The organism is Aeromonas sp. DNRA1, assembly GCF_963888745.1.
GTDB lineage: Bacteria > Pseudomonadota > Gammaproteobacteria > Enterobacterales > Aeromonadaceae > Aeromonas > Aeromonas hydrophila.
In genome coordinates, this window is record NZ_CAWPKQ010000001.1 from 117,543 (window position 1) to 130,513 (window position 12,971).

The following is a 12,971-nucleotide window of genomic DNA, read 5'->3' on the forward strand; positions in this document are numbered from 1 at the left end:
GCAGGCGCCTTGCCGGCGAGCCCATCTTTTTTGCACTCACGGCCGGCCTGGGTGGCAAAAGCTCAAAAAAACAGGGGGCCGCGGCCCCCTGTTCATGCTGGGTGCAACCGGATCAACCGCGATCCAGCAGGATGTTGAGCATGCGGCGCAGCGGCTCGGCGGCGCCCCACAACAGCTGGTCACCCACGGTAAAGGCGGCCAGGTACTCCGGCCCCATGTTGAGCTTGCGCAGACGACCGACCGGGATGCTGAGGGTGCCGGTAACGGCAGCCGGGGTCAGCTCGCGGGCGGTGATGTCGCGATCGTTGGGGATCACTTTGACCCAGTCGTTGTGGGCAGCCAGCAGGGCTTCGATTTCGGCCAGCGGCACGTCTTTTTTCAGCTTGATGGTGAAGGCCTGGCTGTGGCAGCGCAGGGCGCCGATGCGCACGCACAGACCATCCACCGGAATGGCGGCGTTTTCGATACCCAGGATCTTGTTGGTCTCGGCCTGGCCCTTCCACTCTTCGCGGCTCTGGCCATTGTCGAGCTTGGTGTCGATCCAGGGAATGAGGCCACCGGCCAGCGGCACGCCGAAATTGTCCACCGGCAGGGTGCCGGAGCGGGTCTTCTCGGTGATCTTGCGCTCGATGTCGAGGATGGCGGAGGCAGGATCGGCAAGCTCCACCGCCACTTCATCGCGCAGCATGCCCATCTGGGTGACCAGCTCACGCATGTGGCGCGCACCGCCACCGGAGGCGGCCTGATAGGTGGCCACGCTCACCCACTCCACCAGATCGGCCTTGAACAGGCCACCCAGGGCCAGCAGCATCAGACTGACGGTGCAGTTGCCGCCGACGAAGGTCTTGATGCCATTGTTCAGGGCATGCTCGATGACATCGCCGTTGACCGGATCCAGGATGATGATCGCGTCCTTCTCCATGCGCAGGGAGGAGGCGGCATCAATCCAGTAGCCCTGCCAGCCGGCGGCTTTCAGACGCGGATAGACATCCTTGGTGTAGTCGCCGCCCTGGGCGGTGATGATGACGTCCTGTGCGGCCAGCGCCTCGATGTCGAAGGCATCCTGCAGGGTGCCGGCATCGACGCCGAAATTGGGGGCGGCCTCACCGGCCTGGGAGGTGGTGAAGAAGGTGGGCTGAATGCGGGAAAAATCCTTCTCTTCCTGCATCCGGCTCATCAACACCGAACCCACCATGCCACGCCAACCGACCAAACCTACTTTTTTCATAATGTCCTACCCTGGATAGCTGCTTATAGAAACCGAGTGTGATACCCGTGATCCCTTGTCCGGCGCGGGCCGTTTACAAGCGGTTCACAAAATATGGGTTGCGAAAAATGCGTCTGTCCACATTACGGATTGTGACGGCGGGCGCAAGTCGAATTGCGCAATATTCTGTGCCGTTCGCTGCAATATCCGTCAGCCTGGCCGACCTGCGGCCAGCCGGTTGGCATCCCGCTACAACTTGGGGCATCATTGAGACCGACCGGCAGCCCCGCTGCCCCTCGGGGACGACCTCGAGGCCTCCTGATACGCAGGGACGACCCTGCTTCCTGCGGAATCTACCTTATGTCCTGGTTGCTCCTGCTGTTGGCCGGCCTGTTCGAGGTCGCCTGGGCCATCGGCCTCAAATACACCGACGGTTTCAGCCGTCCCCTGCCCACCCTGCTGACCCTGATCGCCATGGGGGTGAGCGTGCTGCTGCTCGCCATGGCGGTCAAACAGTTGCCCCTTGGCACCGCCTACGCGGTCTGGACCGGCATCGGCGCGGTCGGCACCGTGCTGATGGGGATCTGGCTGTTCAACGAACCAGCCACCCTCGCCCGGGTGCTCTGCCTGCTGCTGATCATCGGCGGGATCCTGGGTCTGAAATTCATCGGCTGAGCCGTGACCGACCTCGGTTGAATGGAGAGCGAAACGGGGCATGAGCCCCGTTTTTTGCCTGCCAAACGCGCCGACCCCTGCTATTATCTGCGGCCAAACATGAGCCAATAAAAATCAGGATATCGTGATGACCGACCACACTTTTATTCCCGGCAAGGACGCTGCGCTGGAAGACTCCATCGAACGCTTCCAGACCAAGCTGCAAGCCCTGGGGTTTGATATCGAAGAGGCCTCCTGGCTCAACCCCGTGCCCAACGTCTGGTCCGTGCACATCCGGGACAAGGAGTGCTCCCTCTGTTTCACCAACGGCAAGGGTGCCAGCAAGAAGGCGGCGCTCGCCTCCGCCCTTGGCGAATATTTCGAGCGTCTCTCCACCAACTACTTCTTCGCCGACTTCTATCTGGGCGAGCAGGTAGCCAATGGCGACTTCGTTCACTACCCGAACGAGAAGTGGTTCCCCATCGAGGGAGATCAGCTGCCCGCCGGTCTGCTCGACAGCTTCACCCGCAAGTTCTACAACCCGGACGGTGAAGTGACCGCCGACATGTTGGTGGACCTGCAATCCGGCAACGAAGAGCGCGGCATCGTCGCCCTGCCCTTCGAGCGCCAGTCTGATCACCAGACCGTCTACATCCCGATGAACATCATCGGCAACCTGTATGTCTCCAACGGCATGAGCGCCGGCAACACCCGCACCGAAGCCCGCACCCAGGGGCTGTCGGAGGTGTTCGAGCGCCACGTGAAGAACAAGATCATCGCCGAGGCCCTCAGCCTGCCGCTGATCCCGAATGAGGTGATCGCCCGTTACCCCGGCATCAAGGCCTCCATCGATGCGCTGGAAGCCGAAGGCTTCCCCATCTACAGCTTCGACGCGTCGCTCGGTGGTCGCTACCCGGTCATCTGCGTGGTGCTGCTCAACCCGAGCAACGGCACCTGCTTTGCCTCCTTTGGCGCCCACCCGCGCTTCGAAGTGGCGTTCGAGCGCACCGTCACCGAGCTGCTGCAGGGCCGCAGCCTCAAGGATCTGGACGTGTTCGTGCCGCCCTCGTTCGACAACGAGCAGGTGGCGGATCACCACAACCTGGAAACCCACTTCATCGACTCTTCCGGCCTCATCAGCTGGGATCTGTTCAAGCAGGATGCGGACTTCGAGTTTGCCGACTGGGACTTCCGCGGCACCTCGCAAGAGGAGTTCGACCACCTGATCGGCATCTTCCACGAGCTGGAGCAGCCGGTCTACATCGCCGACTACGAGCACCTGGGCGTCTACGCCTGCCGCATCCTGGTGCCCGGCATGTCCGACATCTATCCAGCCGAAGACCTGCTGCTGGCCAACAACACCATGGGTGCCCACCTGCGGGAGACCATCCTGGCGCTGCCGGCACTGGAGTGGGACGCGGAGCAGTACATGGCGCTGTTCGACCAGCTGGATGAAGAGGGGCACGACGAGCGTACCCGGGTGCGCGAGCTGCTCGGCATCGCCGCCGCCAAGGGCACCGCCCTGCACACCCTGCGGGTGGGCGAGCTCAAAGCCATGCTGGCGCTGGCTGCCGGTGAGCTGGAGACTGCTCTCGATCTCATCGATTGGACCATGGAGTTCAACCAGTCGGTCTTCCCGGCCGAGCGTGCCAACTACTACCGCGCCCTGCGCGCCTGCGTCGAGCTGTTCCTAGATGAGGATCGCGACCCCGAGCAGTACCGCGCCGTGTTCACCCGTATGTATGGCGAGCAGACGCTGGCCGAGGCCTGGGCCCACGCCAGTGGCGAAGCGCGCTTCCACAGGTTGGAAGCCGCCGATCTCTCCCTCAGCCAGTTCCCGCTGCATCAGAAGCTGCTGGCAGCCTATGAGAAGCTGCAGAAGGCCAAACGAGCCCATTCATGGGGCTGATGTGGTAGTATGTGAAGGGGCCCTGATGGCCCCTTTTACTTTATGGTCGCCAGAGAGGCGATTTGTTATTCAAAGATGAAATAAAAAACAAAAAATACCTCTTAGGGGGTTGCCAAACCGGGGCAGAGAATGCTGGTGAGATGCAAAGATGCCTTGCCAGTACCATTTTTAGGCGATGAAAAAGAAATTGTTTAAAATCATTGCATTAAAAAATCAGCATTTATGTTTCAGCTGAAACCTGGTGTAAAGCAACGCTGCCGGAGGACTCAAATTTTTGTAGTAAAATTACATTCACAATCTGCAATTCTTGATCGGAGTCAATTTTGACGATCTGGCCCTTTGTTATGATTTCCACAGGCAAAACATCAGGTACATGAGAATTGAAAGCAGAATCTCCCTTTGATTGTCTCAAGCCAGAAGCCATCGCTGCACTGGCAGAAGATATCACCTATGCCAAGGCCACCAAGCCTGCATACAAGGTCATCCCCCTGGCCATCACCGCAGGCGCTTTCATCGCCATTGCTTTCGTCTTCTTCATCACGGTGACGACCGGTGCCGGCAATGTGGCCTGGGGCCTCAGCAAGCTGGTCGGCGGTCTCTGTTTCGCACTGGGTCTCATCCTCTGCGTACTGCTCGGTGCCGAGCTGTTCACCTCCACCACCCTGACTCTGGTGGCTAAGGCAGCCAACCGCATCACCTGGGCCCAGCTGTTCAAGAACTGGGGACTGGTCTACTTCGGCAACCTCATCGGCGGTCTCATCATCGTCGGCCTCATCATCATGTCGGCCGAATACATGGCGGCAGATGGTCAGTGGGGTCTGAACGCCCTCAAGGTGGCCCAGCACAAGATCCACCACACCTTCTTCGAGGCCCTTGCCCTTGGTATTCTCTGCAACCTCATGGTGTGTCTCGCCGTGTGGATGGCGTTCGGCGCCCGCAGTGCGACCGACAAGGTGATGGTCATGCTGCTCCCCGTCGCCATGTTCGTGGCCTCCGGTTTTGAGCACAGCATCGCAAACATGTTTATGATCCCGGTCGGTATCGCTATCCATGCGGTAGCAGGCCCGGAATTTTGGCAGGCCATCGGCCAGGACCCGGCGACCTTTGCCGACCTGACCGTATCCAACTTCGTCCTACACAACCTCATTCCCGTCACCATAGGTAATATCATTGGTGGTGGCGTCATGGTTGGTCTGACTTACTGGTTTATCTTCCGTCGTCATCATTAAGGATGATTGCGGGATACTACATCAATACCGTGTGAGGTAATGAAAATGGCAGAACTTAACGAACAGTTCCAAAAAGCATGGGAAGGCTTCGCGGCCGGTGAATGGCAGACCTCTGTCAACACCCGTGACTTCATCCAGAAGAACTACACCCCGTATGAAGGTGACGAGTCCTTCCTGGCTGGCGCGACCGAAGCTACCACCAAGCTGTGGGACAAGGTCATGGAAGGCATCAAGATCGAGAACCGCACCCACGCGCCGGTCGATTTTGATACCGACCTGCCCTCCACCATTACCGCTCACGATGCCGGCTATATCGATCAGAGCCTGGAGCAAATCGTTGGTCTGCAGACCGACAAGCCGCTCAAGCGCGCCATCATCGCCAACGGCGGTATCAAGATGGTCAAGACCTCTTGCGAAGTGTACGGTCGTCAGCTGGACCCGATGGTCGAGAAGATCTTCACCGAGTACCGCAAGACTCACAACCAGGGCGTTTTTGACGTTTACACCAAAGACATCCTGAACTGCCGCAAGTCCGGCGTCATCACCGGTCTGCCGGATGCCTACGGCCGTGGCCGTATCATCGGTGACTACCGTCGTGTTGCCCTGTACGGTATCGACTTCCTGATGGCCGACAAACTGGCCCAGTTCAAGTCCCTGCAGGCTGACCTGGAAAACGGTGTCAACCTGGAAGCCACCATCCGTCTGCGCGAAGAGATCTCCGAGCAGCACCGTGCCCTGGCACAGATGAAGGTAATGGCTGCCAAGTACGGTTGTGATATCTCCGTACCGGCCAAGAACGCCAAAGAAGCCGTACAGTGGACCTACTTCGCCTACCTGGCGGCAGTCAAGTCCCAGAACGGCGCCGCCATGTCCTTCGGCCGTACTTCCAGCTTCCTGGATATCTACATCGAGCGTGACCTGCAAAAAGGCCTGATCACCGAGCAAGAAGCCCAGGAGCTGATGGACCACATGGTCATGAAGCTGCGTATGGTTCGCTTCCTGCGTACTCCGGAATACGATTCACTGTTCTCCGGCGACCCGATGTGGGCGACCGAGACCCTGGCTGGTATGGGCGTTGATGGCCGTACTCTGGTCACCAAGAACAGCTTCCGTATGCTGAACACCCTGTACACCATGGGCCCGTCCCCTGAGCCGAACCTGACCATCCTGTGGTCCGAGAAGCTGCCGGTCGGTTTCAAGAAGTACTGTGCCAAGGTATCCATCGAGACCTCTTCCGTTCAGTACGAGAACGACGATCTGATGCGTCCGGATTTCAACAACGATGACTACGCCATCGCTTGCTGTGTATCCCCGATGATCGTTGGTAAGCAGATGCAGTTCTTCGGTGCTCGTGCCAACCTGGCCAAGACCATGCTGTATGCAATCAACGGTGGTATGGACGAGAAGCTCAAGATCCAGGTCGGTCCGAAAACCGAGATGGTCAAGTCCGAGTACCTCGACTACAACGACGTAATGGATCGTCTGGACCACTTCATGGATTGGCTGGCCAAGCAATACGTTGCTGCGCTGAACATCATCCACTACATGCACGACAAGTACAGCTACGAAGCCTCTCTGATGGCGCTGCACGACCGTGACGTATATCGCACCATGGCGTGTGGTATCGCGGGTCTGTCCGTAGCCGCTGACTCCCTGTCTGCCATCAAGTACGCCAAGGTCAAGCCGATTCGTGACGAAGATGGCGTTGCCATCGACTTCGAAATCGACGGCGAATACCCGCAGTTCGGTAACAACGACGCTCGCGTCGATGATATCGCCTGTGACCTGGTTGAGCGCTTCATGAAGAAGATTCAGAAGCTGAACACCTACCGTGGTGCTGTTGCTACCCAGTCTGTTCTGACCATCACCTCCAACGTGGTATATGGCAAGAAGACCGGTAACACCCCGGATGGCCGTCGTGCAGGTGCTCCGTTCGGCCCGGGTGCCAACCCGATGCACGGTCGTGACCAGAAAGGTGCTGTTGCTTCCCTGACTTCCGTAGCCAAGCTGCCGTTCGCTTACGCTAAAGATGGTATCTCTTATACCTTCTCCATCGTTCCGAACGCACTGGGTAAAGATATGGAAGCCCAGAAAGCCAACCTGGCTGGCCTGATGGACGGTTACTTCCACCACGAATCCAACGTAGAGGGTGGTCAGCACCTGAACGTTAACGTGATGAACCGTGAAATGCTGCTGGACGCCATGGAAAACCCGGAGAAATATCCGCAGTTGACCATCCGCGTATCCGGTTATGCCGTTCGCTTCAACTCTTTGACCAAAGAGCAACAGCAAGACGTCATCACCCGTACCTTCACCGCCGCTCTGTAATCGAGTTGCAGTGAGCAAAAACCGGCGCCAAGGCGCCGGTTTTTTTATGCCTGATAGCCAGGGAGTATCGGCCTGAAAACCTGCCGGCAAGGCCGGCACTCCCCTCCTCTCTCCCGCCTTGTTCAGGGCCGCTCACCCGCAGTCAGACGGCGGTTGATATCGGCGATTACCGGGGCGATATCCGCCAGGGTATCGATCACATAGTGTGCCCCCGCCGCCCGCAGTTTGGCCTCCGCCGGTTCGCGCCGGGCGGCGATCTCCGCCTCGCTCATGGCGGAAAACGCTTCCCAGGTGGCGCCGAACTCGTTGCCGGAAACCGACAATCCCACCGTCCACATGCCGGCGTTCAACCCTTCGCTGATACCCGGCACGGCGTCATCCACCTTGATGCAGCGATGCACCGCACTCACTCCCAGCTCAATCACGTTGGCCAGCGCCATCCAGGGGCCGGGGCGACCACCCGCTTTGAGATCGTCGGTGGCAACCCAGTGATCCGGCCGATAGCCATGTTCGGCCGCCGCAGGCACCAGTGCCTCCATCACCGGACGGGGATAACCGGAGCAGGAGCCGATTTTCATCCCCTGACCCCGCAGAACTTCCAGCACCGGCAGCACACCGGGGATCGGGGCGGCGAAGCGGGTCACGGCAGCAATCTGTAGCGGCATAAAGGTGTGATAGAGGTGGTGCACCTCGGCATGGTTCATGGGGTGGCCGAAGCGGGCCTGCCAGCGCGCATCCACCGAGGGCAGACGACCCAGCGCGGCAATATGATCCCACTTGCCAAGGCCCATGGGCTGGCGTGCTTCGTCCAAGGTCACGGGGAAATCATAGGCGCGGGCGAAGGACTCGACGAAGATGGAGGTGGGGGCGAAGGAGCCGAAATCGACGACGGTGCCGGCCCAGTCGAGGATCAGCGCCTCTACGTCGGTGGTCGGGTCTACAGCAATCTGCAAGTCAGTCATGGGGGTGTTCCTGTTTCGGTGAAAGTGCGATCTCGCCAAGGGCGCGATCGAGAATGGTGATGGCGCGCACCAGATCGGCGCGGGCGATATTGAGTGGGGGCGAGAGCTGGATAACATTGCCCTGGGAGACCTTGAAGCTGAGCCCCAGTTCCAGACAGCGGTAGAGCAGCCGTTCGGCGGCCAGGCTATTGCGGGTGCGACTCTGGTGATCGACCACCAGATCGAGGGCCCACAGAAGGCCGATGCCGCGCACCTGGCCGATAAGCGGGTGACGCTCGGCCAACTTGCCAAGCTCTGCCGCCATAAAATGACCATCCTCCTGCGCTTTTGCCAACAATCCCTCTTCACGGATGGTAGCGATGGTGGCGAGAGCCGCCGCGCAGCCAATGGGACTCTTCTCGTGGGTGTAGTGACCGAGCGAAATAGCTGCGGCCTGATTGAAACGGTCGCGGGTGATGAGCGCCGCAAACGGTACCACCCCGCCCCCCAACCCCTTGCCCAGACAGATGATGTCGGGCTCGATGCCGAACTCCTCGAAGCTGAACCAATGGCCGGTGCGACCCAGGGCATTGGGGATCTCGTCGACAATAAGCAGCACCTTGTGGCGATCGCAGATCTCCCGCACCCGCTGCCAGTAGGCTTTTGAGGGCACCTGCACATCGGTGTTGCGGATGGGCTCGGCGATAAAGGCGCCGACACCTCCCTCCTTCTCGATGACGTACTCCAGATAATCGGCGTAATGCAGGTCATCCCCCTCCCCGCGATACCAGACGCCGCGATAACGGGTGGGCGGCGGGATGCGCTCCACCCCGGCCATCAGCGGGCCCATGCCGGCGCGAAAACAGGCTTCGCCGCCGACCGAGATGGCATCAAGGGAGGCGCCGTGAAAGGCATCCCACAGCGACACCACCTTGCTGTTGCCGGTGATGAAACGGGCAAGCTTCAGGGCAATCCCCACCACCTCGCTGCCGCCGGGGGCGAACAGCACCCGGTTGAGATCGCCGGGGGCCAGTTCGGCCAGAGTGCGGGCACAATCGATGGCGACCTGATGGGTGTAGCGGCGGGGTGCGAACGGCAGATCGACGAGTTGCTGCTGCACCGCGGCCACCACCCTAGGGTGGCCGTGGCCCAGCTGATGGACGCTGTTACCGTGAAAATCGAGGTAACGCGCTCCCGATACGCTGGTCAGCCAGCTCCCCTGCGCGCGCTCAAGCAGATCGAGACAGGGGGTGGAGAGGGCCTGATGGAGAAAGTAACGGCTATCCTCCGCCAATCCGGTCTGTACATCTTCGCTCTGATCTGCCCACCAGCGCGCCCGCCCCTCGCCGAGGTTGATATCCCCTTCGCTGTCGGCGCGGCCGCTGCCGTGCAGCTTATGGTCGTGCTGAACGCAACCGTGAGGCGCCATGCTGGTCATCGCGCGTCCCCTTGCCAGTAGCAGGCGCTGGCCATGGCGGCGAGCAAGGAGCGCACCCGCTCCGGGGTCACATCGCCGATATTGCCGATACGGAAACAATCGGCCTGGGAGACCTTGCCCGGATAGATGACAAAGCCCTGCGCCTTGAGCCGCTGGTAGAAGTCGGCAAAGCGGTAATCAGGATGGGCCGGAGAGTAGAAGGCGGTGATGATGGGAGACTGCCACTGCTCGGGCAGCAGCGGCGCAAAGCCAAGGGCGGCCATGCCATCCACCAGTGTGCGCTGATTTTCGCGGTAGCGCTGATGGCGGGCGGCGATGCCCCCCTCTTTATCCAGCTCGCGCAGGGCCTGGGCAAAGGCCAGCACGGTATGGGTGGGCGAGGTAAAGCGCCACTTGCCCCCCTGCTGCTCCATGATCTGCCACTGGGCATGCAGGTCGAGGGAGACCGAGCGGGCGCGACCGGCGCAGGCCGTGAGCGCCACGCGGCGAGCGATGACGAAGCCAAAACCCGGTACCCCCTGAATGCACTTGTTGGCCGAGCTGATGAGAAACTCGATGCCAAGGCGCCCCATGTCGATGGGGATACCGCCAAAGCTGCTCATGGCATCGACGATAAGGCGGATGCCGCGGCGCTGGCAGAGCGCAGCCACCTCCTCAAGCGGATTGAGCATGCCGGTGGTGGTCTCGCAGTGCACCATGGCCAGATGGGTGATCTCGGGGTGGCGCGCCAGCATCGCCTCGATGGCGGCGGGTTCCGGGCGGGTGGTCTCGCCGCAGTCCAGCTCATGGTGACGCAGGCCAAGGCATCGGGCCATCTCCCCCATGCGGGCACCGTAGGCGCCGTTGTTGATGATCAGCAGACACTCATCGCTACCCATCGCCGAGCCCAGCACGCTCTCCACCACATAGCTGCCACTCCCTTGCAGCAGCACGGCGCTGTAGTCACTTTGATATTCAGGGCCAGTGGCGAGGCGCACCAGCTCGCGGCGGATGGGCTCCACCACACCCTGGTTGTAGTCCGCATCCCAGGTGCAGCTGTCTTGCAGCATGGCGGCGCGCACCGTCGCAGTGGTCGAGAGGGGGCCCGGGGTCAGCAGCAGGTAATCGACGGCGGCAGGGGCCGCAGGAATATGGGTCATGACTTCGCTCCTTTTGGTATATACCAGAATGAGCGCATTGTGGGTAACTGCCCCGCCAAGGTCAAAGGGGTGGCGCTACGTGCAACAAAAAATTCATTTTCAGCGCCGGGATCGCGATAATCTAGGAAGCCTGAACAGCAGGGGCGATGCTGGTATCTACCAACGCATGTTGATGTTGCCGTGTAACGAACGTGCAGATGACCAACCCTGTGCCCAACTCATTGCACAACTCATTGCACAACTCATTGCATAACCAGGGATTTTCATGAGCAAACCGCAATATCTGCAGATCAAGGATGCCCTCGCCAACCAGATCCTGGCAGGGGGTCTGGCCCCCAATGACAAGCTCCCCTCCGAGCGGCTGCTGGGGGAACTCTATGGCACAACAAGGGTCACCATCCGCGAGGCGCTGGTGCAACTGGAGGCGAACGGCCTTATCTATCGGGAGGATCGCCGCGGCTGGTTCGTCACCCCGCCGCGCTTTCGCTTGAACCCCAGACGCACCTCCAACTTTCACCAGATAGTGCGGGAGCAAGGGGGTGAACCGCACACCGAGCTGCTGGAGAAAAGCCGCCAGGCGGTGCCGCCCGCGTTGATGGCGCAACTGCAGCTCAAGCCGTTCGACAGCCTCTTTTTGCTCAAACGGCTGCGCTATGCCAACGGGCGCGCCATCTGCTACTGCGAGAACCACTGCCTGCCAGAGCGAGTACCCGGCCTGCTGGAGCTGGATCTCAATGGCAGCCTGACCGAGATCTACCAGGCCCATTACGATCTCCACTACGCCCGCATGCAGGTGCGCTTCTTCCCCACCGCCCTGCCGGACGAGGTGGCCAAGGCGCTGGGGGCCACCGCCGGTCTGCCCGCCCTGCGCCTCGAGCGACTCAACTTCGATCAGCACGGCCGGGTGCTCGACTTCGATCTGGAGTACTGGCGCCACGACAGTCTGGAGATCGAGGTGGATACCCAGGATTAGTCACGAACAAATCAGGAATGGCAAAACGTCACGGGGTCGTCACCTGAACGTCATAAAAATCCCCTAGCCTCTCTCTCGACCAATCTGGTTTATACCAAGCCAACTTATATGGAGAAGAGGATGAAACAGGGAACCCATCTGCTGGCCGCCGCCGTGCTGGCTGCCACGACAGCCCCGGCACTGGCCGCGACCGATCTCACCGTCTATACCGCCTTCGAACCGGAGCAGCTCAGCGAGCTGAAAACCGCGTTCGAGCGCCAGCATCCGGATATCAACATCAAGTGGGTGCGTGACTCCACCGGCGTGGTCACCGCCCGCTTGCTGGCAGAAAAAGCCCAGCCCAAAGCGGATGTGGTATGGGGACTGGCGGCGACCAGCCTGATGCAGCTCGATCAGCAGCAGATGCTCAATGCCTATGCACCGAAAGGGCTGGACAAGCTCGACAGCCGCTTTCGCGACAGCAAGGCCGAGCCGCACTGGATCGGTCTGGACGCCTTCTTCAGCGCCATCTGCTTCAACAAGGTAGAGGCGGAAAAACAGGGGATCCCGGCCCCCATCAGCTGGGCCGACCTCACCAAGCCCATCTACAAGGGCAAGGTGATCATGCCCAACCCCAGCTCCTCCGGCACCGGTTACCTGAGCGTCGCGGGCTGGCTGCAGACCATGGGCGAGCAGCAGGGCTGGCAATTCATGAACGGCCTGCACCAGAACATCGACCGTTACACCCACTCGGGCTCCGCCCCCTGCAAGCTGGCCGCCAGCGGTGAGACGGTGATCGGTATCTCCTTCGACTTCCCGGCCACCAGCCTCAAGGCCAAGGGTGCCCCCATCGAGGTGGTGTTCCCGAAAGAGGGGTCGGGCTGGGATATGGAAGCCGCCGCCATCATCAAAGGCACCCCCAGGCTGGAGGCCGCCAAACAGCTGCTCGACTTTGCCGCCACCGAACAGGCCAACGCCCTCTACAACAAGTCGTTCGCAGTGGTCGCCATCCCGGATGTGGCCAAACCCAGAGCCGGCTATCCCGCCAACATCAAGGGCCAGATGATCGACAACGACTTTGGCTGGGCTGCCCGCGAGCGCAATACCATTCTGGCCCAGTGGAGCGCCAGCTTCGACGGCAAGACCGAAGCCAAACAGTAAGCGTGAAGGGCGG

10 protein-coding genes are annotated in these 12,971 nt (G+C 60.6%); 6 read left to right on the forward strand and 4 right to left on the reverse strand.

Annotated features, from left to right (window positions below; translation table 11 throughout):
• Positions 1 to 112: 112 nt before the first annotated feature.
• Complete coding sequence (asd, locus tag AACQ43_RS00505) at positions 113 to 1,228, reverse strand: aspartate-semialdehyde dehydrogenase (RefSeq protein ID WP_168965380.1); 1,116 nt, start codon at positions 1,226 to 1,228, stop codon at positions 113 to 115.
• Positions 1,229 to 1,567: 339 nt separating this feature from the next.
• On the opposite strand from asd, the gene sugE reads away from it, so the two are divergent.
• From sugE to pflB, 4 genes are all read left to right on the forward strand, one after another.
• The gene (gene sugE, locus AACQ43_RS00510; RefSeq protein ID WP_011705814.1) at positions 1,568 to 1,882 is read left to right on the forward strand and encodes a quaternary ammonium compound efflux SMR transporter SugE; all 315 of its coding nucleotides are present in this window, start codon (positions 1,568 to 1,570) and stop codon (positions 1,880 to 1,882) included.
• Positions 1,883 to 2,009: 127 nt separating this feature from the next.
• Entirely contained in the window at positions 2,010 to 3,770 is a 1,761-nt protein-coding gene (gene ycaO, locus AACQ43_RS00515; protein WP_168965382.1) for a 30S ribosomal protein S12 methylthiotransferase accessory factor YcaO, read from the forward strand.
• Positions 3,771 to 4,150: 380 nt separating this feature from the next.
• A complete protein-coding gene (gene focA / locus AACQ43_RS00520) occupies positions 4,151 to 4,999 on the forward strand; it encodes a formate transporter FocA (RefSeq protein ID WP_011705812.1) in 849 nt (282 codons plus the stop codon).
• Between the two features lie 45 nt (positions 5,000 to 5,044).
• On the forward strand, positions 5,045 to 7,327 hold the full coding sequence (gene pflB, locus AACQ43_RS00525; RefSeq protein ID WP_168965384.1) for a formate C-acetyltransferase: 2,283 nt from the start codon (positions 5,045 to 5,047) through the stop codon (positions 7,325 to 7,327).
• A gap of 122 nt (positions 7,328 to 7,449) precedes the next feature.
• Here the strand turns inward: pflB and phnX are convergent, their stop codons facing one another.
• Genes phnX through phnW form a run of 3 tightly spaced genes read right to left on the reverse strand, consistent with a single transcriptional unit; the run spans position 7,450 to position 10,845 of the window.
• Positions 7,450 to 8,289, reverse strand: a complete 840-nt coding sequence (gene phnX / locus AACQ43_RS00530) for a phosphonoacetaldehyde hydrolase (RefSeq protein WP_168965386.1) — start codon at positions 8,287 to 8,289, stop codon at positions 7,450 to 7,452.
• Positions 8,282 to 9,706, reverse strand: coding sequence for an aspartate aminotransferase family protein (locus AACQ43_RS00535; RefSeq protein ID WP_168965388.1), 1,425 nt, complete (start codon positions 9,704 to 9,706; stop codon positions 8,282 to 8,284). Before AACQ43_RS00535 ends, phnX begins: the two co-directional genes overlap by 8 nt.
• On the reverse strand, positions 9,703 to 10,845 hold the full coding sequence (phnW, locus tag AACQ43_RS00540; protein ID WP_168965390.1) for a 2-aminoethylphosphonate--pyruvate transaminase: 1,143 nt from the start codon (positions 10,843 to 10,845) through the stop codon (positions 9,703 to 9,705). Before phnW ends, AACQ43_RS00535 begins: the two co-directional genes overlap by 4 nt.
• A 265-nt stretch (positions 10,846 to 11,110) precedes the next feature.
• On the opposite strand from phnW, the gene phnR reads away from it, so the two are divergent.
• Positions 11,111 to 11,818, forward strand: coding sequence for a phosphonate utilization transcriptional regulator PhnR (gene phnR, locus AACQ43_RS00545; RefSeq protein WP_047438836.1), 708 nt, complete (start codon positions 11,111 to 11,113; stop codon positions 11,816 to 11,818).
• A 120-nt stretch (positions 11,819 to 11,938) separates the two neighbouring features.
• Positions 11,939 to 12,958 (forward strand): putative 2-aminoethylphosphonate ABC transporter substrate-binding protein, encoded by a 1,020-nt coding sequence (locus AACQ43_RS00550; RefSeq protein ID WP_168965392.1) that lies wholly within the window; start codon positions 11,939 to 11,941, stop codon positions 12,956 to 12,958.
• Positions 12,959 to 12,971: the final 13 nt, after the last annotated feature.

Coding starts and splice junctions, on each gene's coding strand:
- asd (WP_168965380.1), bottom strand. CDS start 1,228: ATGAAAAAAGTAGGTTTGGTCGGTTGGCGTGGCATGGTGGGTTCGGTG.
- sugE (WP_011705814.1), top strand. CDS start 1,568: ATGTCCTGGTTGCTCCTGCTGTTGGCCGGCCTGTTCGAGGTCGCCTGG.
- ycaO (WP_168965382.1), top strand. CDS start 2,010: ATGACCGACCACACTTTTATTCCCGGCAAGGACGCTGCGCTGGAAGAC.
- pflB (WP_168965384.1), top strand. CDS start 5,045: ATGGCAGAACTTAACGAACAGTTCCAAAAAGCATGGGAAGGCTTCGCG.
- phnX (WP_168965386.1), bottom strand. CDS start 8,289: ATGACTGACTTGCAGATTGCTGTAGACCCGACCACCGACGTAGAGGCG.
- AACQ43_RS00535 (WP_168965388.1), bottom strand. CDS start 9,706: ATGACCAGCATGGCGCCTCACGGTTGCGTTCAGCACGACCATAAGCTG.
- phnW (WP_168965390.1), bottom strand. CDS start 10,845: ATGACCCATATTCCTGCGGCCCCTGCCGCCGTCGATTACCTGCTGCTG.
- phnR (WP_047438836.1), top strand. CDS start 11,111: ATGAGCAAACCGCAATATCTGCAGATCAAGGATGCCCTCGCCAACCAG.
- AACQ43_RS00550 (WP_168965392.1), top strand. CDS start 11,939: ATGAAACAGGGAACCCATCTGCTGGCCGCCGCCGTGCTGGCTGCCACG.